Source organism: Streptomyces sp. NPDC057424 (assembly GCF_042803315.1).
Taxonomy (GTDB): domain Bacteria; phylum Actinomycetota; class Actinomycetes; order Streptomycetales; family Streptomycetaceae; genus Streptomyces.
Map to the genome: position 1 here is coordinate 60143 of NZ_JBHVCP010000036.1, position 24590 is coordinate 84732.

At 69.2% G+C, this 24590-nt stretch carries 24 protein-coding genes and 5 pseudogenes; 15 read left to right on the forward strand and 14 right to left on the reverse strand.

The features are described 5' to 3' along the window. Nucleotides 1-251: 251 nt before the first annotated feature. The 3 genes from ACFU3E_RS25600 to ACFU3E_RS25610 form a co-directional block, all read right to left on the reverse strand. A complete protein-coding gene (locus tag ACFU3E_RS25600; protein ID WP_384162620.1) occupies nucleotides 252-941 on the reverse strand; it encodes a potassium channel family protein in 690 nt (229 codons plus the stop codon). Further along, a complete protein-coding gene (locus ACFU3E_RS25605; RefSeq protein ID WP_384162684.1) occupies nucleotides 934-2235 on the reverse strand; it encodes a TrkH family potassium uptake protein in 1302 nt (433 codons plus the stop codon). Before ACFU3E_RS25605 ends, ACFU3E_RS25600 begins: the two co-directional genes overlap by 8 nt. Before the next feature lie 322 nt (nucleotides 2236-2557). After that, the gene (locus tag ACFU3E_RS25610) at nucleotides 2558-3172 is read right to left on the reverse strand and encodes a hypothetical protein (protein ID WP_384162623.1); all 615 of its coding nucleotides are present in this window, start codon (nucleotides 3170-3172) and stop codon (nucleotides 2558-2560) included. A 1077-nt stretch (nucleotides 3173-4249) separates the two neighbouring features. On the opposite strand from ACFU3E_RS25610, the gene ACFU3E_RS25615 reads away from it, so the two are divergent. Genes ACFU3E_RS25615 through ACFU3E_RS25625 form a run of 3 tightly spaced genes read left to right on the forward strand, consistent with a single transcriptional unit; the run spans nucleotide 4250 to nucleotide 7081 of the window. Further along, nucleotides 4250-4891, forward strand: a complete 642-nt coding sequence (locus tag ACFU3E_RS25615; RefSeq protein WP_384162687.1) for a transcriptional regulator — start codon at nucleotides 4250-4252, stop codon at nucleotides 4889-4891. Nucleotides 4892-4901: 10 nt separating this feature from the next. Further along, complete coding sequence (locus ACFU3E_RS25620) at nucleotides 4902-5906, forward strand: ornithine cyclodeaminase family protein (RefSeq protein WP_384162626.1); 1005 nt, start codon at nucleotides 4902-4904, stop codon at nucleotides 5904-5906. Next, nucleotides 5903-7081, forward strand: a complete 1179-nt coding sequence (locus ACFU3E_RS25625; protein ID WP_384162629.1) for a DSD1 family PLP-dependent enzyme — start codon at nucleotides 5903-5905, stop codon at nucleotides 7079-7081. Before ACFU3E_RS25620 ends, ACFU3E_RS25625 begins: the two co-directional genes overlap by 4 nt. A 1151-nt stretch (nucleotides 7082-8232) precedes the next feature. On the opposite strand, the gene ACFU3E_RS25630 is transcribed toward ACFU3E_RS25625, so the two are convergent. Then, nucleotides 8233-8613: a hypothetical protein gene (locus ACFU3E_RS25630; protein WP_384162632.1), complete on the reverse strand. Its 381-nt coding sequence runs from the start codon at nucleotides 8611-8613 to the stop codon at nucleotides 8233-8235. Between the two features lie 67 nt (nucleotides 8614-8680). On the opposite strand from ACFU3E_RS25630, the gene ACFU3E_RS25635 reads away from it, so the two are divergent. Then, on the forward strand, nucleotides 8681-9046 hold the full coding sequence (locus ACFU3E_RS25635; protein WP_384162635.1) for a CAP domain-containing protein: 366 nt from the start codon (nucleotides 8681-8683) through the stop codon (nucleotides 9044-9046). Here ACFU3E_RS25635 and ACFU3E_RS25640 read toward each other — a convergent pair. From ACFU3E_RS25640 to ACFU3E_RS25650, 3 genes are all read right to left on the reverse strand, one after another. Next, nucleotides 8970-10382, reverse strand: coding sequence for a sensor histidine kinase (locus tag ACFU3E_RS25640; RefSeq protein WP_384162638.1), 1413 nt, complete (start codon nucleotides 10380-10382; stop codon nucleotides 8970-8972). The genes ACFU3E_RS25635 and ACFU3E_RS25640 overlap by 77 nt on opposite strands. After that, the gene (locus ACFU3E_RS25645; protein ID WP_384162641.1) at nucleotides 10379-11068 is read right to left on the reverse strand and encodes a response regulator transcription factor; all 690 of its coding nucleotides are present in this window, start codon (nucleotides 11066-11068) and stop codon (nucleotides 10379-10381) included. Before ACFU3E_RS25645 ends, ACFU3E_RS25640 begins: the two co-directional genes overlap by 4 nt. Nucleotides 11069-11181: 113 nt before the next feature. Further along, nucleotides 11182-11388 (reverse strand): hypothetical protein, encoded by a 207-nt coding sequence (locus ACFU3E_RS25650; protein ID WP_384162644.1) that lies wholly within the window; start codon nucleotides 11386-11388, stop codon nucleotides 11182-11184. 79 nt (nucleotides 11389-11467) lie between these two features. Here ACFU3E_RS25650 and ACFU3E_RS25655 point away from each other — a divergent pair, with 79 nt between their 5' ends. Beyond that, nucleotides 11468-11680, forward strand: a complete 213-nt coding sequence (locus ACFU3E_RS25655) for a hypothetical protein (protein ID WP_030897924.1) — start codon at nucleotides 11468-11470, stop codon at nucleotides 11678-11680. Nucleotides 11681-11756: 76 nt separating this feature from the next. Beyond that, nucleotides 11757-11987 (forward strand): hypothetical protein, encoded by a 231-nt coding sequence (locus ACFU3E_RS25660; RefSeq protein ID WP_384162647.1) that lies wholly within the window; start codon nucleotides 11757-11759, stop codon nucleotides 11985-11987. Nucleotides 11988-12082: 95 nt separating this feature from the next. Here ACFU3E_RS25660 and ACFU3E_RS25665 read toward each other — a convergent pair whose 3' ends face one another. Beyond that, nucleotides 12083-12421, reverse strand: coding sequence for a thioredoxin family protein (locus tag ACFU3E_RS25665; protein ID WP_384162650.1), 339 nt, complete (start codon nucleotides 12419-12421; stop codon nucleotides 12083-12085). Between the two features lie 433 nt (nucleotides 12422-12854). Continuing rightward, nucleotides 12855-13994 (reverse strand): PucR family transcriptional regulator, encoded by a 1140-nt coding sequence (locus ACFU3E_RS25670; RefSeq protein ID WP_384162652.1) that lies wholly within the window; start codon nucleotides 13992-13994, stop codon nucleotides 12855-12857. 87 nt (nucleotides 13995-14081) lie between these two features. Here ACFU3E_RS25670 and ACFU3E_RS25675 point away from each other — a divergent pair, with 87 nt between their 5' ends. From ACFU3E_RS25675 to ACFU3E_RS25690, 4 genes and pseudogenes are all read left to right on the forward strand, one after another. Next, nucleotides 14082-15137, forward strand: coding sequence for a ferredoxin reductase (locus ACFU3E_RS25675; protein ID WP_384162655.1), 1056 nt, complete (start codon nucleotides 14082-14084; stop codon nucleotides 15135-15137). A gap of 7 nt (nucleotides 15138-15144) precedes the next feature. Then, nucleotides 15145-16263 (forward strand): fatty acid desaturase family protein, encoded by a 1119-nt coding sequence (locus ACFU3E_RS25680; protein ID WP_384162658.1) that lies wholly within the window; start codon nucleotides 15145-15147, stop codon nucleotides 16261-16263. 269 nt (nucleotides 16264-16532) lie between these two features. Beyond that, a pseudogene (locus ACFU3E_RS25685) lies at nucleotides 16533-16715 on the forward strand (XRE family transcriptional regulator); the annotation flags it as partial. 106 nt (nucleotides 16716-16821) lie between these two features. Continuing rightward, a complete protein-coding gene (locus ACFU3E_RS25690) occupies nucleotides 16822-17205 on the forward strand; it encodes a hypothetical protein (protein ID WP_384162661.1) in 384 nt (127 codons plus the stop codon). 128 nt (nucleotides 17206-17333) lie between these two features. Here the strand turns inward: ACFU3E_RS25690 and ACFU3E_RS25695 are convergent. Continuing rightward, a protein-coding gene (locus tag ACFU3E_RS25695) for an IS3 family transposase (RefSeq protein ID WP_384162664.1) occupies nucleotides 17334-18517 on the reverse strand; the annotation gives its coding sequence in 2 pieces (ribosomal slippage) (nucleotides 17334-18227 and nucleotides 18230-18517; 1182 coding nt in all). A 47-nt stretch (nucleotides 18518-18564) separates the two neighbouring features. Beyond that, nucleotides 18565-19340 (reverse strand): annotated as a pseudogene (locus tag ACFU3E_RS25700) (transposase); the annotation flags it as partial. A 44-nt stretch (nucleotides 19341-19384) separates the two neighbouring features. On the opposite strand from ACFU3E_RS25700, the pseudogene ACFU3E_RS25705 reads away from it, so the two are divergent. From ACFU3E_RS25705 to ACFU3E_RS25725, 5 genes and pseudogenes are all read left to right on the forward strand, one after another. Beyond that, nucleotides 19385-19695: pseudogene (locus ACFU3E_RS25705) on the forward strand (integrase core domain-containing protein); the annotation flags it as partial. A gap of 133 nt (nucleotides 19696-19828) precedes the next feature. Next, nucleotides 19829-20059 carry a hypothetical protein gene (locus ACFU3E_RS25710; RefSeq protein ID WP_384162667.1) on the forward strand — a complete coding sequence of 77 codons (231 nt, stop codon included), beginning with the start codon at nucleotides 19829-19831 and terminating at the stop codon, nucleotides 20057-20059. Between the two features lie 42 nt (nucleotides 20060-20101). Beyond that, on the forward strand, nucleotides 20102-20677 hold the full coding sequence (locus ACFU3E_RS25715; RefSeq protein ID WP_384162689.1) for an alpha/beta hydrolase: 576 nt from the start codon (nucleotides 20102-20104) through the stop codon (nucleotides 20675-20677). Nucleotides 20678-21807: 1130 nt separating this feature from the next. Further along, nucleotides 21808-21978 (forward strand): annotated as a pseudogene (locus ACFU3E_RS25720) (hypothetical protein); the annotation flags it as partial. A gap of 76 nt (nucleotides 21979-22054) precedes the next feature. Next, nucleotides 22055-22444: pseudogene (locus ACFU3E_RS25725) on the forward strand (transposase); the annotation flags it as partial. On the opposite strand, the gene ACFU3E_RS25730 reads toward ACFU3E_RS25725, so the two are convergent. From ACFU3E_RS25730 to ACFU3E_RS25740, 3 genes are all read right to left on the reverse strand, one after another. Continuing rightward, a complete protein-coding gene (locus tag ACFU3E_RS25730) occupies nucleotides 22351-22968 on the reverse strand; it encodes a transposase (protein ID WP_384162692.1) in 618 nt (205 codons plus the stop codon). The pseudogene ACFU3E_RS25725 and the gene ACFU3E_RS25730 sit on opposite strands and share 94 nt — an antisense overlap. Then, nucleotides 22965-23504: a winged helix-turn-helix domain-containing protein gene (locus ACFU3E_RS25735; RefSeq protein ID WP_384162671.1), complete on the reverse strand. Its 540-nt coding sequence runs from the start codon at nucleotides 23502-23504 to the stop codon at nucleotides 22965-22967. Before ACFU3E_RS25735 ends, ACFU3E_RS25730 begins: the two co-directional genes overlap by 4 nt. A gap of 61 nt (nucleotides 23505-23565) precedes the next feature. Beyond that, nucleotides 23566-24480, reverse strand: coding sequence for a class I SAM-dependent methyltransferase (locus ACFU3E_RS25740; protein ID WP_384162675.1), 915 nt, complete (start codon nucleotides 24478-24480; stop codon nucleotides 23566-23568). Nucleotides 24481-24590: the final 110 nt, after the last annotated feature.

Below are 24590 nucleotides of genomic sequence, written 5' to 3' on the forward strand. Positions count from 1 at the left end.
GAGGCTGTTGAGGGCGGGGTGCAGGTAGGCGGCGGTGCCGCCCGGAGAGCACAGTCACTCCCGGCTGCTCGGCTGGGTCCAGTGCCTGCTCCAGCGGCGGTGTCCCGGTCGGTGCGTCTTCGCAGCCGGCCGCCTGCGCGACACCGCTCCGCCCGGGACTGCGGCCGTCCGCCTTCGTCGGCACCCAGCCGGCCGGTGCCCGGCCGTCAGAGAGGAGCCAAACCATCCTGGTTTGCCCGCCCGGGTTGTTCCTACTGGAGTTCGCTGAAGCGTTCGGTGGCTCGGGTGCGTCCGGCGACGATGATGGTGTCGTCTGCTTCTACGACGGTGTCGGCGGTGGCGTAGGTGAAGCCTTCGCCGGGGCGTTTGATGGCGACGACGGTGATGCCGTAGCGGGTGCGGACGGCGCTGTTGGCCAGGGGGAGGCCGATGATGTCGGCGGGCGGGTTGGTTTTGACCATGGCGAAGTCGTCTTCGAACTCGATGTAGTCGAGCATGCGGCCGCGTACGAGGTGGGCGACGCGCTGGCCCATGTCGTGTTCGGGGTAGACGACGTGGTGGACGCCGAGCTGGGTGAGGATCCGGCCGTGGGCCTCGCTGGTGGCTTTGGCCCAGACGTCGTCGATGCCGAAGGAGATGAGCAGCGAGGCGGTGAGGATGCTGGCTTCCAGATCGGTGCCGATGGCGACGACGGCACGGTCGAACTCGTGGACGCCGAGCTGGCGCAGGGCGTCCTCTTTGGTGGAGTCGGCCCGCACGATGTGGGTGAGGGAACCGGAGAGGGCTTGGACGACCTCGGCGTTCTCGTCGATGCCGAGGACTTCGGTGTCCTCGTCGACGAGTTCCAGGGCCAGGGCGCGGCCGAAGCGGCCCAGGCCGATGACGACGACGGAGCTCTCCGGGCCCGTGCGCCGCTTCTTCGGGGTGGGTTTCCTAGCCAATGACGGGTCGCTCCTCAGGAAGGTCGTACAGGCGGACGCGACTGCGCAGGGCGAGCGCGGAGGCGACGGTGATGGGGCCGAGCCGGCCGATGAACATCAGCGCGATCAGCAGCAGCTGCAGACCGGGATGCAGGGCCGCGGTGATGCCGGTGGACAGTCCCACGGTGGCGAAGGCGGAGGTGGTCTCGAACAGCGACTGGTCCAGGCTGTAGTCGGTGAAGACCACGAAGGCCAGGGTGGAGACGGCGACCGCGCCCGCGGACAGCAGCACCACCGTCAGAGCCTGACGCTGAAGATCACCGTGCAGGCGGCGGTGGAAGATGTTGACTGCGCCCTCGCCGCGGATCTCGGCGTATATGACGAAGAACAGCACGGCGAAGGTGGTGACCTTGATGCCTCCGGCGGTGCCGGCGCTGGCACCGCCGATGAACATCAGCACGTCCGTGCCCAGCCAGCTCGCGGGATTCATCTGGGAGGTGTCGAGGCTGTTGAACCCGGCGGTGCGCGGCATGACGCCCTGGAAGAAGCCGGCCAGCAGTTTCCCGGGCACGTCCAGGGAGCCCAGGGTGGCCGGGTTGGACCATTCGATCGCGGTGATGAAGGCGCTGCCGCCGACCAGGAAGATCCCGGAGGCCCAGACCACGATCTTGGTGTGCAGGGACCAGGACCACGGCCGGTGCCAACGGCGGCGCAGTTCGAACAGCACCGGGAAGCCCAGTCCGCCGGCGATGACCGCCAGCGCGATGGGCAGGCAGATCCATGGATCGGTGACGAAGCCCATCAGACTGTCGGAGTACAGGGCGAATCCGGCGTTGTTGAATGCCGAGACGGCATGGAAGACGCCCAGCCACACCGCCCGCGGCCAGGGCTCGTCATAAGCGGTCGCGAACCGCAGGGTCAGCACCAGCGCGGTGACCGCCTCCAGCAGCAGGCTGACCTTGACCACACCGGTCACGACCGAGCGGACATCGCCCAGCCCCAGGGTCTTGGTCTCCGCGGCGGCCGTCATGCGTGCCTTCAGGCCGATGCGGTGGGACACCAGCAGAACCAGCAGGGAAGCGAAGGTCATGATGCCGAAGCCGCCCACCTGGATGAGCGCTAGGATCACCGCCTGCCCGAACCCGCTCCAGTAGCCGGGGGTGTCCACCACGACCAGACCGGTCACACACACGGCGGAGGTGGAGGTGAACAACGCGTCCACCACACCGGCACCGCCCGGCCCGGCCTTCGCCGCCGGCAGCATCAGCAGGCCGGCCCCGGCCGCGATCGCCGTGGCGAAGCCGGCCACGACCACCTGCGCCGGATGCCGAAGGCGCGGCCACCGCAGCCTCACCACGCCAAGCCCTCCGCTCCGCGGACAGGCACCATGATTGTTCGCACTGGGAGACGATAGACAATCCGTGCACCGTTCCCGGCACCGGACCCTGCCATGTACCCCACGCGTCGCGATTACAAGGTCACCACCGACACCGACACCGGCGGAATCGCCTACGACCTCATCATCTGGCTGGCCGCGCGCGACTTCTCCGAACGGCCGACTCAAGAGACCAGTACCTTCTACAACACGGCCCAGCGCAACGACTTCGTCGGACCGCCCGAGAGGGCAGGGGGAGGGTTCAGCCGAACCTGTTCAACCGTCTGCCCGTCCACGGGTCGACGCCCGCGTCGAGGGCTCGTTCCTCGTCCCGGAAGTTCAGGAACCGGGCGCTCCGGGCCCTCCACAGAGTCTCATCGCTCACGGGGCACGCGGGGAGGATTCCGCGCAACAGCCCCAGGAGGAACTCCACCATGCCCAGGTCGTAGACCTGCCACCTGCTGCCTTGCCGTTCCCAGACCGCGACGGGCCAGTTGTCCGGGTCGGGGTCGGACGCCACCCAGCACAGGGCGTCCGCGCTGTTCGTCTGCCCCCAGACGAGCATGTCCTCCAGCCGGTACCTGGAGTTTGCCACCGAGTCCTGCCACACACGCATTGACTCCGAGCCGAGCGCATCCGCCGGCAACCGCCCCACCGTCAACGGGGCACCCGTCGTTCCGGGGCGGGGGACCCACACGTAGAGGCTGTCCTCGATCGATCCGGCGCCGAAGGACGTCACAAACGCCTGGTAGTCGCTGGGAAAGGAGGACACGCCGAGTTCGGTCGCGGCCCCGTCCCAGTCAAGCATGTCTCCCGCTGCCCCCTCTTCATTGAGCAGCGGTACCACGGCCTTCAGTTGTTCCAGCCCGTTGCTCATGGCGCCTTCCTCGTCCAGCGGTATTAACGATCGCTGATTTCACCCGGCTCTCGAAGGATGCCATCGCCCGGGTCGCAGGGCAGGTACCGGCCTCGTTCCCCGGCCGGGGCGCCCGGCTCGAGCGTAAGCCAAGCCCTGCTCGTCGACGACGATCACGGGTGGGCAGTCCGGACACGAGTACGGATTCCACGGGCCGATACACAGTTCTTCCGCTTCGCCCGGACCCAGCACATCGTTCTGGTCGATCCGACCCGGAACATGACCTCCAATGGCTCGAAGGGCTTCCGCGGCAGGACCCTCACCCTCGTCCAGCAGCGCTGACCTCTTCCGCTGCTGGACGACCAACGAGGAGGTCCATCCCCACGAGGCAGTCGTGGGGATGCTCACTCTGCTGCATGGCGCCTCCAGGTCAGAGGCCCGAATGTTGCAGGTCAACGACATGGACCAGCAGGCCCAAACGGTCCGGCTCGGCAAGCGGCCCCATCCTGTCCCGCTCGATCCCGACCCATGGACGGTGCGGCAACGCTGCCTGGATCATCGCCAGGCATGGCGGACCGAGAACCCCCACGTCGTGGTCACCAAAGGAACAGAGGCCGGGCGAAGCCCGGCCTTCGCTGCATACCTCTCCCACGTCCCGACGACTGCGGCTTCCCGCCCCGGATGATCCGCAGCACCCGCCTTGCCGGCATGGTGAACACGATGGGCCCCAGGCTCGCCGCCGCCTTCGGCATGGCTCTCAGGCCACTCACAAGGCACGCATGGCCGCCAGGCCGGCGGAAGCCCGCGCTGGACGTGGCCCGACCGCCTTCGACCGGCTGGTCGAGATCATTGAAGAAGAACTGCCGGGGGTGGTCGAGGATCATCCAGGGATGCGAGGCGGGTGAGCGTGGCCGTCGGTGGGTGGCTCTGTGGCTACGCCCTGATGCTCGCCCCCGCCTGCTGAAGGGCCGCTGGACAATCGCCGAGAGGATTTCTAGACTCATCATCTAGATGTGGAATATGAGTCCAGTTGAATCTTCGGGATGGGGCCTCGTGGCACGCGTCGTTGATGGTGTGGAGAGGGTCGAACGCGAGGGCATCGTCACCTCGGCCTCGGCCGAGGCGGACGAGCACCTCATCCGCGAGGCCGAGAAGATCGCTGTTGCTCTGGGCCGCATGTTCCCGGGCCTGTGCGAGGTGGTTCTGCACGACCTGCGGGATCCCCAGCACGCGATCCGAGCGATCGAGAACAATCTCTCCGGCCGCGAGGTCGGGGACTCCGCCACAGAGCTGGGCCTGGCCCGCATCGAGGACCCCGGCTACCCCAGCGTCATCCAGAACTACCCCAACCAGTTCCCCGACGGCCGCCCGGCCAAGAGCACGTCCATCGGGATCAAGAACACCGCCGGCGAGTACATCGCCGCCCTCTGCCTGAACCTCGACGTGTCGGTGCTGTCACCGATGACGCTCGCTTTGTCGAACCTCGTGGCCACGGACACCGAGCACCGCGAGCAGGCCCTGGAGACCCTGCGGGACCGCAACGCGCGCGAACTGCGCCACGCGGTGGAGGAACTGGCCGCGGAGCGCGCCGCGACCCCCCGATCGCTGAGCAGACAGGACAAGAAGGCACTCGTACGGCAGCTGCACCAGGACGGCTACTTCGACTCGCGTGATGCCGCGCAGACCATCGCGGACCTGCTCGGCGTGTCCCGGGCGACCGTCTACAACTACACCAAGTAGGGGGCACTTCGTGACCGCCGCCGGATCGACCACCGACCCCGTGCTCGCTCCCTCGCCCGGCTCCGGCCGGCCACCGGCTGCGCGCCGCCTGCTGCACATCACCGAGGAGCAGACCGCCGCGCTCGTGGACGAGGACCTGGCCCTCGAAGCGGCCCGCGCCGCCTTCGCCGCGACGGTGGACGGCACGGCCTTTCCCAGCCTGGCCGTGCACGGGTCCGACCCGCGCAACCAGTTCACCCTCAAGCCGTCCGCGTCCGCGACCCACGCCGGGGTGAAGATCGGTACCTACTGGCCGGGCAACACCGGGCACGGGCTGCCGCGCCACCACTCCACCCTGCTGCTGTTGAACCAGACGATCGGCAGGATCGCGGCCGTCCTGGAGGTCGGCACCGCGAACGCTTACCGGACCGCTGCGGCCGACGCCCTCGCCGTCGACCTGCTGGCCCGTACCGGTACCACCACCCTGGCCGTCTTCGGCACCGGCCACCAGGCCGCCTACGAGGTGGCGGCCGTCAGCCGCGTCCAGCCCATCGACGAGGTCCTGGTCGTGGGACGCAGCGCCGAGCGCGCCGAGCGGATGACCGCGGCACTGGCGGCACAAGGGCATACCGTCCGGAGCGTGGGCGCCGAGGAAGCCTGCGCCCGGGCCGATGTGATCGTCACCGCCACGACCGCCCGGGCCGACACTCCGCCGCTGTTCGAGGCCGCGTGGGTCCGCCCCGGCACGCACATCTCCTGCATGGGCGCCGACGCCCCCGGCAAGCGGGAACTCCCGCCCGCACTGTTCGCCCGCGCCCGCGTCTTCTGCGACCTGCCCGAACAGGCCCGCCGCATGGGCGAAAGCCAGCACGCCCCGGCGGAGACGGTCCTCATCCCGCTCGGCGAGGTCCTCACCCAACGCGCCACGGGACGCACCGACGACAGCGACATCACGGTCTTCGACAGTTCCGGAATCGGCCTGCAGGACCTGTACCTGGGCCTGGCCCTCCTGAAGAAGATGGACATCTCCCTGTGAACAACCCCGCAACCGCCACCAGCCCCAGCGCCGCCCGGACGCTCGCCGATCCCGACACGCCGTTCGCCGTCGTCGACGTCCACAAGATGCGGCGCAACATCGAGCGACTGGCAGCCAGGGCCGACCGGCTCGGGGTCGCCCTGCGCCCCCACGTGAAGACGGCCAAGAGCCTCGACGTCGCCACCCTCCTGCACCATGGCACCCCCTGTCCCGTCACGGTCTCCACCCTCGCCGAGGCCGAGGCGTTCGCCGACGGCGGCTACACCGACATCACCTACGCCGTCGGTATCGCCCCCCACAAACTCCCGCGCGTCGTCGCGCTGCTGCGCCGCGGAGTCACCCTGCGCATCCTGCTGGACAGCACAGAGCAGGCGGAGTTCGTCGTCGAAGCCTCCCGCCAAGCGGGCCTTCCCGTCCCCGCCCAGATCGAGATCGACTGCGACGGCCACCGCGGCGGCCTCAAGCCCGACGCGCCCACGCTCGTCGAGATCGGGCGCATCCTGCATGACGCGGGCTGTCTGGACGGCGTGCTGACCCACGCTGGCGAGTCGTACTTCGCCTACACCGGCGAGGAACAGCGCCTGGCAGCGGAGAACGAACGCGACACCGCCGGCGTCGCGGCAGAGCGGCTGCGCGCGGCCGGCCTGCCCGTGGCCACCGTCAGCGTCGGCTCCACCCCCACGGCCCACGCGGCCGAGGACCTCACCGGCGTCACCGAACTGCGCGCCGGCAACTACGTCTTCTTCGACCTGGTGATGGCCGGCATCGGCGTCTGCCGCATCGAGGACATCGCCCTGTCGGTCGTGGTCACCGTCATCGGCCACCGCCCCGAATACGGCTGGGTCGTCACCGACGGCGGCTGGATGGCCATGTCCCGAGACCGCGGCACTGCCGTCCAGGCGCAGGACCAGGGCTATGGCCTGGTCACCGACCTGGACGGCACCCTCATCCCGGACCTGGTCATGACGGCCGCAAGCCAGGAACACGGCACCCTCACCACCCCCGACGGCGCCCGCCTGCCCGACCTGCCCGTCGGCACCCGCCTGCGCATCCTGCCCAACCACGCCTGCGCCACCGCCGCCCAGCATCACGGCTACCACGTCATCGACAGCACCCGAACCACGAACACCGCACCGGCGATCCAGGACATCTGGCAGCGCGTCACCGGCTGGTGACCAGCAAGTGCACCGGACCAGCCGCTCGGTCAGCGGATGCGGGGCAGGCCCTTGTCCGGACGTGCGGCGTGCACGTACGTCACCGCGATGTTGGGGTGGATGCCAAAGAGACGGAAGAGGTGCACGGGATCGGCGGTCTCTCGTGCCTCATACAGGATGTGGTCGGCCCACACCTGCCGGGGCAGCAGTCCGACCTGGTCGAAGGCAGCCCGCAGGGCACAGTAGCTGAGCTGTGGCGATGCCGGATGCCGATAGGAGGGGGGCGGTGATGATCAGGTGCGGGTCACTGGCCTGGGGCCAGCGGCAACTGCGTTCGCGCAGCCAGTCGGCCACGAGGTGGGCGCTCAGGTCGTCGAGATGGACGGTGACAGACGGTGTGGGTGTGCGCGCCGCGGTGTACCGCCAGCGTCCGCCGGACCACGTAGGCATCGGCCAGGAGAACGGCGACTTCCGTCTTCGTCCATGCCTGACCGGAGTTGAGGAGGAGGGGAGGGACGGGCGGCGCGACCGCAGCCGGGGATCAGCGCGCGCTCGCCGGTGTCACGCGTCGGCGCCGCCGGGCCGGGCCGCCGACGGTGCAGCAGTCACGCACATGACCAGGCAGGAGCCGTAGGGGGCGGAGTCGCCGATGTTCAGTCGAGGATGCGCAGGTCGGTGTCGGGCTGGCAGTGGGGCAGGCGGGGAGTCCGGAGGCCAGGGGCCGGCGGGCTTCGGCGCGGTTGATGGCGCGGCGGCGGTTGCCCGTGGCACGGCAGTCGCCGGCTGGACCTGGACGGGCGGGCAGCCGGTGCCGATAGCGAGCCGGACGATCCATCCCGGACTGGCGTACCGGACGCGCCGGCCGCGTTCCCGTTCGGATTCCCGCCGCTGGAGCTCGGCGATCTTGTGTCGATGTGTGTCAGCCACATGGCGTGCACACCCTCAGGGTGAGCTTCCCACCGTTCCTCAGCGGACTTTGGCGGCTCTCTTAAGGCTTCTTGAAGATGACCTTCGAACAGAGGTCTCCGCCCCGGCCGGGTCCTAGGCTCTCGAACACCCCCCACAGGTCCGGTGGCCGCGATCGCGGCCACCGGACACGGGGCCGAGTCAGCCGACCGACAGACCGAGGTGTCCTGCATGGGTTCCCGCCGAGCCGCTCGCCCGTCCCGCTTTCACGCCCGCCCCCGCAGTGGGCCGAAATCGCGCGGTCCCGCGCTGGCCATGGGAGCCGTGGCTGCGATCGCGGGCGTCGGGATCACCGTGGCCGTCGTCAGCGGCGAGGACGGCGACGCGTCGGACCGGGTGGTTGCGAACAGCACGGACAGGACGCCGGGCGCCGGGGACGCCGCCGGCAGTGCGGCGCCGCTCGCCTCTGCTTCGGCGAGCCCGAGCACCACGGCGAGCAGCTCGCCGAGCGCGAAGCCGAAGGAGAAGCGGAAGCAATCGGCGAGCCCAACCCCTCGTGCACGGAAGACGGCCGTCCCCGCGTCCAAGGCACCCGCAGGGACGACGGCGAAGAGCGGCGGCGGGTCGGCGAGCGGTTCCGGCGGCATACGGCCGGGCAGCACAGGATCGGACTCCGGGTCGGGTTCCGAGTCCGGTGGCGGGCCCGAGGCCCAGGTGCTCGCACTGGTCAACAAGGAGCGGGCCGCGGCGGGCTGCTCGCCGGTCACGGCGAACGACCGGCTCACCCGGGCCGCCGACGACTACAGCGACGTCATGGCGAGCAGCGGCGTGATGTCCCACACCGGCCCCGACGGCTCGACGATGACGACGCGGGTCGAGGCCGCGGGATACCAGTGGTCGACCCTGGGCGAGAACATAGCCCGGGGCCAGGCGGACGCCGCCTCGGTGATGAAGTCCTGGATGAACAGCCCCGGGCACCGCGCGAACATACTCAACTGCTCCTTCAAGGAGCTGGGCGTGGGCGTCCAATTCGGCGACGGCGGTCCCTGGTGGACGCAGAACTTCGGCGCCGGTCGCTGACCCCGGTCACCGCCCCCCCGTCGCCGGCCCCGCCCGCGTCAGCCAGTACGAACGACACCCGCACCCGGGCGCCGCCCAATGGCGCCCGGGTGATCGTCAGTTCGCCGTCCGCCGCGCGGGACGCCCGGGCCACGATGTCCAGGCCCAGCCCCGTCGAACCTCCGACGCTCACACCGCGCGTGAGCGCTGCCTCGGGGTCCGCCACGCCCGGTCCCGCGTCGTCGACCGTGAGGAACACGTGCCGATCCGCCCGCTCCACGCGCACGGCGAAGGCGGTGCCCTCCGGGGTGTGCCGGAAGACATTGCCGATCAGGGCGTCGACGACGGCCGCAAGGTCGTCCTCGGGGAAGGCTACGGGCACCAATCGCGGCGTGAGGGAGCGCTCGTAGGGTCGTCCTTGCTTGGTAGCGAGGACCGACCAGAAGTCCAGGCGCATGGCCACCACCTCGGCGACGTCGCACGCCTTCGCCGCGCCGGCCGCCGTACGGGCCGGCCGCGCCGACGCCAGCGGTGTACGGGCCGCGGCGATGATCGAGTCCAGTTCGCTCTCCAGCTGGCCGGCCGCCTCCGCGACCCGCCGGGCGCTGGGCGTCGACCCCATCCGGTCGGCCTCCAGGTAGAGAGCGGTCAACGGGGTGCGCAGCCGGTGCGAGAGGTCGGCGACCAGCTCGCGTTCCACGGCGAGCAGGTCGAGGACGCGGTCGGCCATGGTGTTGAACGCCGCACCGGCCTCCTGCAGTTCGGGCGGGCCGTCGGGTTCGACACGCACGTCCAGATCGCCGGAGCCGAGAGCCAGCGAGGCGCGCTTGAGACTGCGCGATGACCGGACGACGCGGGCGCCGAGCCGGTCTGCGACGAGTACCGAACCGCCGATCAGACCCAGCGCGAGGAGCGCCATGACGCCCCAGGACGCGGCCACGCCCCGGGTGAGGTCTGCGGTGGGCACGAAGGCTTCCACGACCGCGACCCGGTCGCCCTGCAGGACGACGGGCTGGAGGTAGACCCAGCCGCCGGTGGTGTCCACGGCCAGCGTCTCGCGCCTGCGCACGGCCCGGTCGAGCGCGTCCCGGGGCGCGTGCGAGGTGCCGACGAAGCCGCCGTCGGGCAGACGTACGACGAGCTGGTCGGAGGAGCCGAGCTCGGCGACGGCCTGCTGCACGTCTGCGCGCCGGGTGGTGAGGGCGAGCACCGGAGACAGGGCGGACGCCCGCTGCTCGGCAGCCGTGGTGGCCCGGTCCCGTGCCTGTTCGCGCACGAGGAGGGCGAGGGGGATGAGGAAGGACAGGGCCACCATCGAGGTGACGGCCAGGGCGATCCAAGCGAGGGCACGTCTCATGGCGAGCTGACCAACTTGATGCCCAGGCCGCGAACCGTGCGCAGATAGCCGGGCTTTCGCGCCTTCTCGCCCATTTTGCGCCGGAGTGCGGAGAGGTGGACGTCGACCGTCTGGTCCTCGACGTACGGCTGCTGCCACACCTCGGCGAGTATGCGCTGCCGAGTGACGACCTGGTCGGCGTGGGCGGCGAGGTAGGCGAGCAGATCGAACTCGCGGCGGGTCAGGGGCAGTTCCCGGCCAGCCAGGTGCGCGGTGCGAGCGGTCGGGTCGATGCGCAGGTCTGCCACCTGCAGGACGGGCCGCCGGGCCGCAGTCACGTCCGCGGGCACGGACCGGCGCAGCACGGCGGCGAGCCGGGCGGCGAGCTGGCCGCCGGAGAACGGCTTGACCAGGTAGTCGTCGGCCCCCGCGTTGAGCAGCCGGATGATTTCGCTCTCGTCGTCACGGGCGGTGGCGACCAGGACCGGCACGCGGGAGATGCCCCGGATCATGCGCAGCACGTCGAGGCCGTCGAGATCGGGCAGCCCCAGGTCCAGCACCACGATGTCCGGCGGGCTCTGGGTGATCTCGCGCAGCGCCTCGAAACCCTGGTGGGTGGTCCTGACCGCGTAGCCGTGCCCGGTCAGGACCTCGATCAGCGCGGCCCGGATGACGGGGTCGTCCTCGACGACAAGTACGGAGGCCATGAGCAGTCACGTTAGCCGGTCCGTCACTATGGTGCCGTGTCCCGCCTCCTGCGCTACCTGATCATATGGCTGGCCTGCACGGCAGCCAGTGTCACCGCTGTCATCCTCACGATTCACTTCGTGGTGGGGTCGACCCGGCCTACCGCGCCGGTCGCACAGTCCGCGCCGAGTGAGCCCCCGAAGTCCCCGCGGCCCAGCCCCACCACCGTGAAACCCTCCCCGAGCCCGTCGGCGAGCAGTCGCAGGCCCAGCCCGCCGCCCCGGAGCAGCGAGCCGGCGACCGATCCCAGCCCGACGCCCACGCCCACGCCGACACCCACAGGCCGCACCAGTACCCCGGGGGCGCCGGCCGGCGCGGACGGCTCGGGGTGCCAGGAAGGCGGCGCCGGCGTCTACACGGTGCCGTCCGAGGGCGGCAAGGCCACCGTGCGGTTCGGCGACGACGCGGTGTGCCTGATCTCGGCGGTGCCGAACCGGGGGTTCACGGTGAGTACGAGCCGGACCGAGGCGCAGACGCTCACGGTGACGTTCTCCGCGAGCCGCCACCGGTCGGAGATCACCGCCACGATCCAGCCGCAGAGCCGGGCCGACGTCCGCGAGGTGTCGTGGTGACGCCCCCTTGCACGAGCGCTCGTCACCTTCAGCACCGCCACGGGCCCTCATCGCTGATGAGTTGACGGTCTGAGCCATGTGGACCATGCCGGAGCCGATGCTCGCCGCACCCGTGTCCGATCCCGGCCTACCCCCGGTGTGGGCTGCCGAGGCGAAGTGGGATGGCTGGCGGGCCCTGCTCTCGATGGCTGCCGGGCGCATGGTGCCGCGCTCTCGCCAGGGGACGGACCTCTTGCCCGCCTTTCCCGAGGTGAGCTCCGGCGCCGCGCAGTTGCCGGACGCGACCGCGCTCGACGGGGTCATGTGACCTGTGGGGGTGTCTGAGCCCCAAGGTGTCTCAGGCGGCGCAGCTCCCAGAGACGAGACGTGACGGGCGTCGCGGCCTGGTGCCGCAGCGGTCGCTCAGAGGTGGCCGTCCAGGAACTTCCGTACCTCGGCGATGGTCACAGGCCCCTTGCCGTGCGCCACCGCTTCTCCCTCCTTCAGCAGGACGTAGGACGGGGCTCCGGTGATCCCGTATCGCTCGGCTGCGGCCGGACAACGCGTGATGTCGGTGCGGACGGCCGTCAGGCGGCCCGTGTAGTCGTCGGCGATGCCACCCACGACGAGGTCCATCACCCGGCATGGCTCGATCGCCTTGGGCCATGTCCCGGTGAAGTATGCGAGGACCGGAACTCCGCTCATACCGAGGATGAAATTGAACTCCTCGTCCTCGCGGGGTCGGTGAACCCGCTTCGCCATGGCAGCTCCTGACCTCACGTTCCGTCATTCCATCCCCATGATCCCTCGCGCGGTGTGCCAGGCCGGCCCGGTCGGTCGTCCGGCTGATCTGTCGGAAGGGAGGCACGGGGCCGTCGCAGAACCTCGGTGGTCCCCGTCGCGAGCGGCCAGGCCCCTCGCCCCTGGTGACCCGGCCTGGCCACCCCGCCGGTCACCCAGCTGCAGCTCGCCGCGCGCCCGTGGGTCAGCTCGCGCCAGGACAGCGCCCTCCACGACGACATGAGACCTGTCTCCCAGGCATAGCGGCCCGGATCACCGACCAGATGCTCGATGAGCGCGTCGACCAGCGGGCCGGTGCGCGTCGTCCACCGGATCCAGTCGAGCCGTATCCACCCCTGCGCTTCTCGGAGACGGGGCCGCTCGCGGACGCGGTCGTGGACGGTCGAAGTACGCGTCAGCCGACCCGAAGACCGACCGCCAGCGTCAGTTCAAGGACCCGGTGTGGCGATGCGAGATCCGGGAACAGCTCCCGCAGCTGCGACATCCGGTACCGGACCGTCTGGGGATGGACGAACAACGCCGCCGCCACCTCGTCCCGCCTGCCCTGGTGCAGCAGCCACGCCCGCAACGTCTCCTCCAGCCGCTGTGCGGTCGCCACAGGCAAGGTCCGCAACGGTGCGAGGGCTCGGGCACGCAGGTCTGCGAACGCGTCCACGTCGGCGCTCAGCACCAGCTCGGGCAGGTGGTCCTCGGTGTCGCGAATATCAGAGGAGAGGGAACGCGCGCGTACGGCCCGTGCGTACGAGGCGGACGCCCGGGTCCATGGCCGGGCCGGGCCGACCACGGCGGTGCGGTCGGTCAGCTGCCGCAAGAGATGTGACCGGTCGGCATCGGGGACGAGCAGCACGCCGGCGGCGTCCGGCAGATCGTCGAGGACGAGGGTGCTCGGGTCGAGCGCGCGGTAGGCAGGCCGGGCCTGGGCGGCGGGCAGCAGGACCGCGGTCAGCGAAACCGGAGGCTGCCACCCGGCCCGTTGAGCAGAGGCCAGCAGCACGTCCGGGCTCGCGCCGGCGAGGAGGTCGCGGGCCAGGTGTTCCAGGTGGCGCTCGTGGGCCCTGCCCCGGGCGGCCAGTTCGTCGGCGTGGCCCGCGGCGCTCGCGGCGGAGAGCTCGTCGATGTAGGCGAAGGTCAGCTCGGCGAACTTGGCGACCTCGGCGGCGGGCAGACCTGCGGGTACGGCGCCCGCTGCCAGGCATCGCCAGGCCACGCGGGCGCCGACGCGGTAGGCGCTGAGCAGGGCGTCCATCGAACGGCCGTCGCGCACCTCGCCGCGGCCCAGCTCGTAGGCTGCGTCACCGCCGTCGCCGCCTGTGGCGTTCCCGCTCGCGAGGTCGAGGTAGTGCCCCAGGGCGGTGCGGACGGCTCGGCGGATGGTGGCGCCCATGTGGCCCGAGAGGGCGTTGGCGTAGGGAGGGACCTCGTCGATGATCGCCTGGACGACCTCGTCGGCGGTGGTCTTCAGCGCGGTCCGCAGTGCGGTGACCGTCGTCTCGTCCAGGGCCAGTTCGCTGGCCCTCTGGATTGCATGGCTCATGTTTTTGTTCCCTGCGAACAATTCAGCCGACCAGATTCACATCCTGCGGTCAGGACTTTACGCCCTGAGACGCAGCAAGCTGGAGCCATGACGAGTGCAGCCCTCCGCAGCAGGGCGTGGAAACTGCTGGAGATGGTCACGACGCCGCTGCTGCCGTCGGACTACCTCGACCTGGTCAGCCCGCTGCGTGCGGGCGCTGACCTGCGTGGGCGCATCGAGGCCGTGCACCCCGAGACGAATGACGCCGCGACCATCGTGATCAGGCCGGGACGGGGCTGGCGCGGTCACACAGCCGGTCAGTACGTGCGGATCGGGGTCGACGTCGACGGGGTGCGCCTGTGGCGTGCGTACTCCCTCACCTCGCCGACAAACCGCCGGGACGGCCGCGTCACGATCACCGTGAAAGCGATCCCGGACGGCAAGGTCAGCAACCACCTGGTCCGCAGGGCGAAACCCGGCACGCTGATCCAGCTCGACCAGCCGACCGGTGACTTCGTGCTGCCGCAGGCCAAGCCCGCCAAGGTGCTCTACCTGACGGCCGGCAGCGGCATCACGCCCGTGATGGGCATGCTGCGCGACACCGAGTTCGACGACGTCGTCATGGTCCACTGCGCGCCACAGCCGCAAGACGTGATCTTCCGCAACGAACTGCACGACCTGGTCGCGGACAAGAAGCTGCGGCTCACCGAAGTGCACACCGACACCGACGGCATGCTCGACATCGCCCGTCTCGACGAACTCGTGCCCGACTGGGCCGAGCGCGAGACCTGGGCCTGCGGGCCTGCGGGCCTGCTCGACGCCGCCGAAAAGCACTGGAGCGAGCACGGCGTCCAAGAGCGCCTGCACACCGAACGCTTCCGCCCCACCATCGTCGTCACCGGCGACGGCGGCAAGGTCACGTTCAGCGCCACCGGCAAGACCGTCGACGCGGACGGCGCCGCACCGTTGCTGGACATCGGCGAGGAGGCCGGCGTGCTCATGCCCTCCGGGTGCCGCATGGGCATCTGCTTCGGCTGCATCACGCCGCTCAAGGCGGGCGCCGTCCGCGACCTGCGCACCGGCGAGATCACCGAGGCCGAGCCGGGCGTCCTCATCCAGACCTGCGTGTCCGCCGCGGCGGGCCCCTGCGACATCGAACGGTAGGAGCACCTTGACCGCCATCGACCCCACCGCCCACCTGACCGCGGAGCAGATCGAGGAGCTAGGCCGCGAGCTCGACGCGATCCGCGACGAGGTGATCGCCGACCGCGGCGAGAAAGACGCCGCCTACATCCGTAAGGTCATCTCGGCGCAGCGCAAGCTCGAGCTGGTCAGCAGGGGCGTGCTGCTGTTCTCGATCTTCCCGCCCGCGTGGCTGATCGGCACCGCCGGTCTGTCCGTGGCGAAGATCATGGACAACATGGAGATCGGCCACAACATCCTGCACGGCCAGTGGGACTGGATGCGGGACCCGAAGATCCACTCCACCACCTGGGAATGGGATCACGTCTCGCCGGCCGACCAGTGGAAGCACTCGCACAACGAGCTGCACCACACGTACACCAACGTGATCGGCAAGGACAACGACCTCGGCTACGGCATCATGCGCGTCGACGAGGACCAGAAGTGGCACCCGTTCCACCTCGGCCAGCCGCTGTGGAACTTCCTCAACGCCTGCTTCTTCGAGTACGGCATCGCCGCCTACGATCTGGAGCTCGGCAAGAACCTGCACAAGCGCCGCCGCAAGAACCCGGAGTTCCGCGCCCGGGCCAAGGCCGTGGGACGCAAGATCCGCAAGCAGGTACTCAAGGACTACGTGATCCACCCGCTGCTGTCCGGCCCGTCGTTCCTCCCCACGCTCGCCGCCACGTTCACCGCGAACCTGGTCCGCAACATCTGGTCCCATTCGGTGATCATGTGCGGGCACTTCCCCGAGGGCGTGCAGGTCTTCGAGCGCCGGTCGATCAAGGGCGAGACGCGCGGCCAGTGGTACCTGCGCCAGATGATGGGCTCGGCGAACATCAGCGGCAGCAGGGCCATGCACTTCATGACCGGCAACCTGTCGCACCAGATCGAGCACCACCTGTTCCCGGACCTGCCGAGCAACCGGTACGCCGAGGTCGCGGTGAAGGTGCGCGCGCTGTTCGAGAAGTACGAGCTGGAGTACGTCACCGGCCCGCTGCCCAAGCAGGTGTTCTCCGCGTGGCACAAGGTCTTCCGGCTCTCGCTGCCGAACAAGAAGCCCAAGGTCACAACGCCGGACCGCGAGCAGGAGCTCGTCGCCGCCTGATTCCTGGTATTGGTTCAGATCTCCCGGCCGTACCGGCGGCACCGCCGGGTTCGGTGAGATCCGTCGCGGACGGTGGGCGACCGCGGCGTCAGACCGTACGGCACGGGATCCGGGCAGCCCGGTGTCCGGCTGCGCTGCCTGGACGTGCGCCAGGAGCTCAGCACACAGCCCCCGGCGAGGTGTTGCAAAGCGCTGACCTGCCGTGGTCGGGTCGGTGGTCGGGTGCGTACGCGCACTCGGTCTGCCGACGGGCAGGCTGAGTGGAAGGGAAAAGGCCCGGCCCGGACCTCGCGGACCGGCTGGAGCGGGATGTGAAGAAGCGGGGGTAGCCGCAGATTAGGGCACGGGCACGGCAGAAGGCGGCGACCACCGGCGGCATCGTCATCGACACCCGCGCCCGCATGGGCTACACCGCGCCGATCGGGTCGACGGACCAGGACCGCATCCGGTACTTCCGCGGTGGATGGCATCGGGTCGATCGAACCGACACCGGCCTGCGCCTGCCGAAGGCGTCTGTGCCCCTTACCCGGCCGCCGACCTGGCGGGCAGACTGCGTTCATGCAGCTCCCCGCCGAAGCCGTTACCGCCACCGTGCTGATCGAGGTCGTACGGATCTCCGCCCTTCCCACCGGGCGGGACGTCCCGTACCCCGGCACGGCGGTTGCTCACTGGGTCGGGAGCGAGGCCGCCGCTGCCGTGGCCTTGATCGAGAGCCTGCCCGGCAGTGAACAGCGCCGCTGCGGCTTCTCGCCGGGCTGGAGCGTCCGGGCATACGAGGACTCTCTTGATCTGGCGCTGTTCGAGGCGGCGTTCTGCTTCACCTGCCACGAGGTCCGCATGCAGGGTACGGCGGTTCCGCCCGCTCTGGCCACGCAGTTCTTCGACCCGGACGCCCTGCCGGCCCGGACCCTGCTGTCTCGCTTCCGCAAGGCAGCTCCGTAGCCGACCGACTGGATGAGCGTCACGCCTCGACCTGGTGACAGGAAGGCTGCCGATTGAACGTCTGTGACAAGTAGCCTGCCTCCCGGGTGACGAGCAGGGACTGCTGCACGAGTAGGTGACAGCGGGGTTTATGCAGCCAGGGCTGCGGGTGGGGTCATGATGGTTTCGTACTCGATGGGGGTCAATCGGGCCAGGCGTTTCTGGCGCCGGCGGCGGTGGTAGGTGCGCTCGATCCAGGTGACGATCGCGATCCGCAGCCCCTGACGGGTGGCCCAGGCACGGCGGTCGAGGACGTTCTTCTGCAGCAGCGCGGAGAAGCTCTCCATGGCCGCGTTGTCACCGGCGGCACCGACCCGGCCCATCGATCCGATCATGCTGTGACGTGCGAGAACGGCGACGAATTTCCGTGAGCGAAATTGCGACCCGCGGTCGGAATGCACGATGCATCCTGCGACCTGGCCGCGGCGGGCGACGGCGGATTCAAGGGCTCTGACGGCCAGGCTGGACTTCATCCGGGCGTCGATCGAGTAGCCCACGATGCGGCCCGAGTAGACGTCCTTGACCGCGCACAGATACAGCTTGCCCTCGCCGGTGGCGTGCTCGGTGATGTCCGTCAGCCACAGCCGGTTCGGCCCGGATGCGGTGAAGTCGCGTCTCACCCGGTCGTCGTGGACCGGAGGGCCGGCCTTGGCGCTCTTGCCCCGGCCCCGCCGCTTACCGAACGCGCTCCACCAGCGGTTGTCGCGACAGATCCGCCAGGCGGTCCGCTCGGCCATCGCCTCGCCGGCCGCGCGGGCCTCATCGGCCAGGAAGCGGTGGCCGAACTCCGGGTCGTCGCGGTGAGCGTGGAACAGTGCGTTCGCCCGGTATGCCTCGGCGAGTTCGGTGTCGGTGACCGGAGAGGCCAGCCACCGGTAGCAGGGCTGGCAGGCCAGCCCCAGCACCCGGCACGTCACCGCCACCGGCACCCGGCCAGGGGCAGCGGCGGCGGCCAGCTCGCGGACGAGCGGGTACATCATTTTGACGGCAGGTTCGCCTGCGACAGATACGCCGCAGCCCTGCGCAGAACCTCGTTCCCCTGCTCCAGGAGCCGGATGCGCTTGCGGGCCTCGCGCAGCTCGGCCGATTCGCTCGACACCGGCGCAGGCTTGGTGCCGCCCTCGTCGGTGCCGGCGCGACGCAGCCACTTCGACAGCGTGATCGGGTGGATGCCGAAGTCGGCGGCGACCTGTTCCAGCGTGACGCCGGGCTCACGGTTGCGCGCGACCCGCACGACGTCCTCGCGGAACTCCTTCGGATACGGCTTGGGCACTGCAACATCCTTCCAGGCCGCCTCTCAGCAAGCCAGGTCAGGTGTCACCTGGCCCGGGGCACCCGCAGCGCCCGGCCGGTGCGCAGGCAGGCGACGAGCTCACGCTTCAGCGCGCCCCGGCCCTGGATGTAGAGGGCCTGGTAGATCGCCTCGTGCGAGATGCGCATGGACTCATCATCGGGGAAGTCGGCCCTCAGCCGGTGGGAGATCTGCTGCGGGCTCCATGATGTGGCCCAACGACGGTCCTGGCGACGGGTTTGTTCCGTCCCTTCCATCGCGGCGCCGCAGGCCCCGGCACTGTGGTGCCATCCGGGCGGCGGAGCTCTCCGGCCAGCCGGTCTTGCACGTACTCGTGCAGCCGCTCATTGCCGGCCAGCTTGGACGGCTTCGGCCGTCGCGCGGCCAGTTCGGCCTTCCACTGTGCGATCGAAGCCCGGTAGGCGAGCTGCCCGCAGCGGGTGGCGGCGTTGCGCCGCAGTTCCCGCGAGATCGTAGAAGGGTCCCTGCCCAGCCTGCGGGCGATCTCCCGAACCCCGGAGTCCTGGGCCTTCAGCAGCGCGATGTCCTCACGTTCCTCGAAGGAGAGATATCTGCCCGAGGCCGGGCCAAGGTGGATCGACGGCATTCCGCCACGTTCCCTGAACCAGCGCGAGCCGACCGGCCCCGACACACCGCACGCGATCGCTGCGTCCTCACTGGTCAGCCCTGCGGCGATCTTCTTCCAGAAGGCGCGTTCCGCATCCCGGCGGACCGGCGGCTTGCCCGGTGACCGCATCCCCGGACGCCCCGTTACCGTCGTCGTCCACCCTGTCGGCCGTCCCATCGGACACCTCCGTGATCAAGGTGTTGCGACGACCAGTTGAATCCGCCCAGTACACGTCTTTCGCGTTCACGGCACACTCCTCGAGGCCGGCATCGACGCCTCGATCGGCACCGTCGGCGACGCCCTGGACAACGCGCTCATGGAATCCCAGATCGGCCTCTACAAAACCGAGCTGATCAAACCCCGCAAGCCCTGGCACGGCCTCGCCGACGTCGAACTCGGCACCGCGGAATGGGTCGGCTGGTTCAACAACCAGCGCCTCCACACCGCGATCGGAGACATCCCGCCCCACGAGCACGAAACCAACCACTACGCTCAACACCAGCCCCGACCGGCGGCTGGAGTCAACGCATAGAGCCTCCACCGATCCCGGAGCGGTTCACCGCGCCAGGGACGTCGCGACCCTGACAGATGTCAGGTGTGGCATTCGGGCTGGCCGAAAAAAAACCTTGCGGCCAAGGGTGGTGATCGCCCTACGGTTGCTCCCCGTGACTGTCGAGATGCCCTACCAGACACTTCCGATCGACCAGTCGGACGTGCGCTACGTCCACGGACCCGATTCCGCTCTGCAGCCGGGTGTGCCCACTGGCGAGACGGTCGCGTTCAAGTGGAGGGACAGCGAGGTCTACCCGGGGACCTTCCGGAAGTTCTGGGTCCACGTGCCCGCACAGTACGACCCGGCGAAACCGGCATCCTTGATGGTGTTCCAGGACGGATAGTGGTACCTGGACCCTGCAGGGGAGGTACGCGGCGCGATCGTCCTGGACAACCTCATTCACCGCGGCGACATCCCCGTCACCATCGGCGTGTTCGTCGATCCTGGCGTCTTCCCCGATGCGGATATCCCGAAGAACCGCAACAACGAGTACGACGCCTTCGACGACCGGTACGTCACATTCCTCCTCACCGAGATCATCCCGCAGGTTGCGGAGCGCTATACCATCGCCCTGTCACCCGAAAGATGGGGCATCTGCGGCGGGAGCAGCGGCGGCAACTGCGCCCTTACCGCCGCGTGGCTGCGTCCGGACAAGTTCCGCCGCGTCATCGGATACCTGTCCAGCTTCGCGCAGATGCCGGGCGGCAATCCCTACCCGGACCTCATCTCCCGCGTCCTCCGCAAGCCGCTGCGCATCTTCCTGCAAAGCGGCCACCGCGACCTGCGCTGGAATGAGCCACAGTGGAACTGGCTCGCCGAAAACCTGCACGTGGCAGCCGCTCTCGCTGAAGCGGGCTACGACTTCCGCCTTGTTCTGGGAGACGGCGGACACAGCCCCAACCACGGCGGCGTCCTGCTGCCGGACGCTCTGCGCTGGCTGTGGCGGCCCAGCCAGGATTGATCGATACCTGCTCATCCAACCTGGCGCCGGCTGCGGCGAGGGGGCTACGCCCTGGTCGCATAGAGGCGTGAAGCTCCCGGTAGGCGAGTTCACAACCGAGATCACTCGCTTGACCAGGAGCGTCGTCGTGCTTGTCTGCCCGTCCGCGATCGACCTGTCCAGCTCACACCAGCGCTTCCTGGCAGGGCAGCTTGGCTGGCGTGGACGGCGTCGATCCATGCGGGGAGCGTGGAGCCGAGTCGGTGGACGAGCAAACCCGTTAGCGGTGCTACCGGCGCCACTGATGACCTCGATGATCTTACCGCCGCGCCGGGCGATGATCTGCTCCAGCATGCCCGTGGGCAGCACCCCGCTCGGGCCGCTCAGCCGACAGGACCCCTTGGGCTTCAACACGTCCAACTTGACGGAGAGCCCGCCGGTGGTGCAGCCAGGAAGAACTTGTCGTCACGCTGTGTGAACCCGCGCTGGTGGTGGAAGTCGGCGTGGACGTTGCCCGCGACGCATCCGGCGGGTGGCGCCACCCCGCACGCGGGCACGTGCCCGTCCCGACCTCACAACACCGGTGAGCGAGCCTCGATCCCCGGCTGCGTCCGCGCCGCCCATCCCGCCCTCCCTCGTCCTCAACTCCTGCCAGGGCATAGGCGAAGGGGCCGCAACGGGGATGTCAGCCCCGAAAGCGCTGCGGAACTGGGCATGGAATGGGCCTCACACAAACAGCGGGTCGTTGAACCGGCCGGACACTCGAAGCACGAAGAGACCCCCGGAGAGCTTCTCCGGGGTCTCTTGCTGTTGGCACGCGAGCAGGTCAGCTGATGCCGAGTCGGGCATCCAAGAGGACAGGGGGCAGTTGCTTGCCGTCGGGAGCTTCCAGATCGATGCCGTCCAGCACCGTGCCTGTGGCATCTCAGACGCCATCCGTGCAGCGCCTCATACTGCAACCGCATCTGGGGTGACGATTAGCCTCGACGTCGTTGATGTGACTGTGTGCTGATGAGCTGGCGGTTGAGCATGTCGAGTCGTGGCCGGAGGGGACAGCCGGGCTGCATGCCCGGTTCGCCCACCGTTTCGGCAGGTCCGAGCCGCGCGAGCGGGCGCTGGAATACCTGAAGTGGGCTGATCGCTCCCCGCGCATCGCCGCCCGGTACGACGCCACCGCCACATACCCCCACCCGGACCTGGAGCCGGTACTCAACCACACGTACGGCGTGGTCATCTGGCACGAGCAGATCATCACGATCCTCGCCACGATGACCGGTTGCGACCGTACCGCCAGCGACGTCACCCGTCGCGCCCTGGCCGACACCGTAGCCGCAGTCCGACTGGTGCCTGTTGATCCTCCAGTACGCCTCGGCCGTCTCCCCAACCTTGTGCCCGTGCGCCCGGATGAAGTCCAGCCTGGCCGTCAGAGCCCTTGAATCCGCCGTCGCCCGCCGCGGCCAGGTCGCAGGATGCATCGTGCATTCCGACCGCGGGTCGCAATTTCGCTCACGGAAATTCGTCGCCGTTCTCGCACGTCACAGCATGATCGGATCGATGGGCCGGGTCGGTGCCGCCGGTGACAACGCGGCGATGGAGAGCTTCTTCGCGCTGCTGCAGAAGAACGTCCTCGACCGCCGTACATGGGCCACCCGTCAGGGGCTGCGGATCGCGATCGTCACCTGGATCGAGCGCACCTACCACCGACGCCGGCGCCAGAAACGCCTGGCCCGATTGACCCCCATCGAGTACGAAACCATCATGACCCCACCCGCAGCCCTGGCTGCATAAACCCCGCTGTCACCTACTCGTGCAGCAGTCCCGCCGTCTATGAGGTGGCTGCGGTACTGGATGTGCCGTAGGCCGCGTCGGATGCGCTGGACGAGGTGTTCGGGGGTGCTGAACGCGACGTTGGAGAGCCAGCCGCGTCGCAGGAGGGACCAGATTCCTTCGACGGGGTTGAGGTCGGGTGCGTAGGGCGGCAGGTAGTAGATGGTCAGCCAGTCCCGGGCTTCGGCGAACTCCCGCAAGTTGGCGGCTTTGTGGACGTTGAGGTTGTCCCAGATGAGCACGATCGGGCCGCCGAGCTGCTGGTGGGCTGCGATCAGCAGGTCTCGGTAGTCGCGCCAGGAGAAGCTCTTGCGTCCGTCGCGTTGGCCGTTGTCTCGTCTCGGCCGGTAGATCAGCCGGGATCGGTGGCCGGGTTTGTAGCAGGTCAGGGCCGCGATGGAGATGCGTCTGCGGGACCGGCCGCGGACTCGGACCACTGGTGTCCGGCCACGCTGTGACCAGGTCTTGGCCTGCGGCGGCGTCATGGAGAATCCGGCTTCGTCCTCGAAGACGAGCCAGGCTCCACGGGCCGCCGCGAGTCTTCCGCGCAGGGCCACACCTCCTTGACCCACCCGGCCACCGCCTCGTCGTCCCGCTCCATGGCCCGTCGGGCCGGGACCTGGCAGGACCAGCCGTTGCGCACCAGGAGCTTGCGCACGCCCTGGACCGTGTAGGTCAGGTGGAAGCGCCGGCCGATCACCGTCTTCACACGGCTCAGGGTCCAGCGTTGGTCTTCCCAGCCGTGCGCGGCCGGCCCCTTGGCCAGCTCCGCCTCCAGCTGGGCGAACTGCTTCTCGCTCAGTCTCGGCAGTGACGCTGGCCCCTGCGACCGCAGAGCCCGCGGACCGCCCTCGTCCCACATCTGCCGCCACCGCTGCACCGAGCGGACGCTGACCCGCAAGTCCTTGGCGATCACCGAGCTCGCCTCACTCTCGGCGAACCTCTCAGCCGCCTTGAGCCGTAACTCTTCGCGGAACTGCTGCCGTTCGGCGGTCAACCCGCCACCTTGTGGATACCGCATGCCCCGGTGTTACCGCACGCACGACGAGCCGTCCAGCCCCTACGACTCCACGAGTTCAACCTCAGTAACGGCTGGCTGGGCGCTCCCGAGACTCGTGTCGGGTGCGCTCCGGGCCGTCACCGCAGGGGGGTGCTCCACTGGCGTCACCGAACTGCAGGCGTGTGATCCAGACAGGTTTCCAGTTCCGTACCACGGGTGTGCGCGCGATCCACGGCAGTAGTCGACCGTAGACCTTCCCTCGGCCGGCAGGCAGGGGCAGGTCCGTCAGCTCGGCGATGTTCGGGTGGGCCGTGCTGATCCTTCGGGCCTCTTTCGGGTCCATCCCCCAGTATGTGGGAGGGATCGGAGTGCCGGCGGGAGTCCGGAGACGGCCTTGCCTCATACGAGTGCTGAGCCAGCGGGAAGGTGCCTCGAAGACCATCACGGCGCCGGGAAACCGCTCCGCGCACGCGGCGATAAGTCGGCGCACCTCCGCTGGCTGAAAGTACTGGAACAACCCCTTGGCGGTGATCAGGACGCCACGGGTGGGGTCCACCTCGTTCATCCAGTGATCGTCCAGCGCCGAGCACGCAATGAGCCGCTGTCGTGGCGACTCCGGCAGCAGGCAGCGCCGCAATTTCACTATCTCCGGCAAATCCACACCGAGCCATCGGGCCAGTCCATTGTCCGCCCTCCAGAACTGTGTCTCCAGCCCCTCGGCGAGAGTGACCACGGTTCCCTCTGGGTGATTCTGGAGGAATCGACGGAGTTCGTCGTCGAACACCCGCGTCCGGATCGCTTCACCATCGGCCATGTCCCACTTGTCCGGGCCGAAGCGCTCCCGGAACGGGTAGTCCAGCGCATCAACCAGCTTGATTGCTTCCGGATCCACGATCAGGCGGTCGGGTCGGCGTGCTTCGAGAGCACGCGTGTACAGCGTCCAGAGCGCAGTCTCGGGAACACCGCCAAGATCCGGCCTCGTGCGCTGCGGTCCCATACCGGTAGCTCCTCATCCAGATCAGGCAATCCCAACGTCGGAACATTCCGCTCTTAGACGTCGTCTCATTTGGAGTGCTGGGTAATCTGCACCGTGTGGTGATGGTCGAG

Coding starts and splice junctions, on each gene's coding strand:
- ACFU3E_RS25660 (WP_384162647.1), top strand. CDS start 11,757: ATGTGGACCATGCCGGAGCCGATGCTCGCCGCACCCGTGTCCGATCCC.
- ACFU3E_RS25610 (WP_384162623.1), bottom strand. CDS start 3,172: ATGAGCAACGGGCTGGAACAACTGAAGGCCGTGGTACCGCTGCTCAAT.
- ACFU3E_RS25735 (WP_384162671.1), bottom strand. CDS start 23,504: ATGCGGTATCCACAAGGTGGCGGGTTGACCGCCGAACGGCAGCAGTTC.
- ACFU3E_RS25640 (WP_384162638.1), bottom strand. CDS start 10,382: ATGAGACGTGCCCTCGCTTGGATCGCCCTGGCCGTCACCTCGATGGTG.
- ACFU3E_RS25630 (WP_384162632.1), bottom strand. CDS start 8,613: ATGCCGCCGGAACCGCTCGCCGACCCGCCGCCGCTCTTCGCCGTCGTC.
- ACFU3E_RS25645 (WP_384162641.1), bottom strand. CDS start 11,068: ATGGCCTCCGTACTTGTCGTCGAGGACGACCCCGTCATCCGGGCCGCG.
- ACFU3E_RS25665 (WP_384162650.1), bottom strand. CDS start 12,421: ATGGCGAAGCGGGTTCACCGACCCCGCGAGGACGAGGAGTTCAATTTC.
- ACFU3E_RS25675 (WP_384162655.1), top strand. CDS start 14,082: ATGACGAGTGCAGCCCTCCGCAGCAGGGCGTGGAAACTGCTGGAGATG.
- ACFU3E_RS25740 (WP_384162675.1), bottom strand. CDS start 24,480: ATGGGACCGCAGCGCACGAGGCCGGATCTTGGCGGTGTTCCCGAGACT.
- ACFU3E_RS25690 (WP_384162661.1), top strand. CDS start 16,822: ATGCAGCTCCCCGCCGAAGCCGTTACCGCCACCGTGCTGATCGAGGTC.
- ACFU3E_RS25730 (WP_384162692.1), bottom strand. CDS start 22,968: ATGACGCCGCCGCAGGCCAAGACCTGGTCACAGCGTGGCCGGACACCA.
- ACFU3E_RS25670 (WP_384162652.1), bottom strand. CDS start 13,994: ATGAGCCATGCAATCCAGAGGGCCAGCGAACTGGCCCTGGACGAGACG.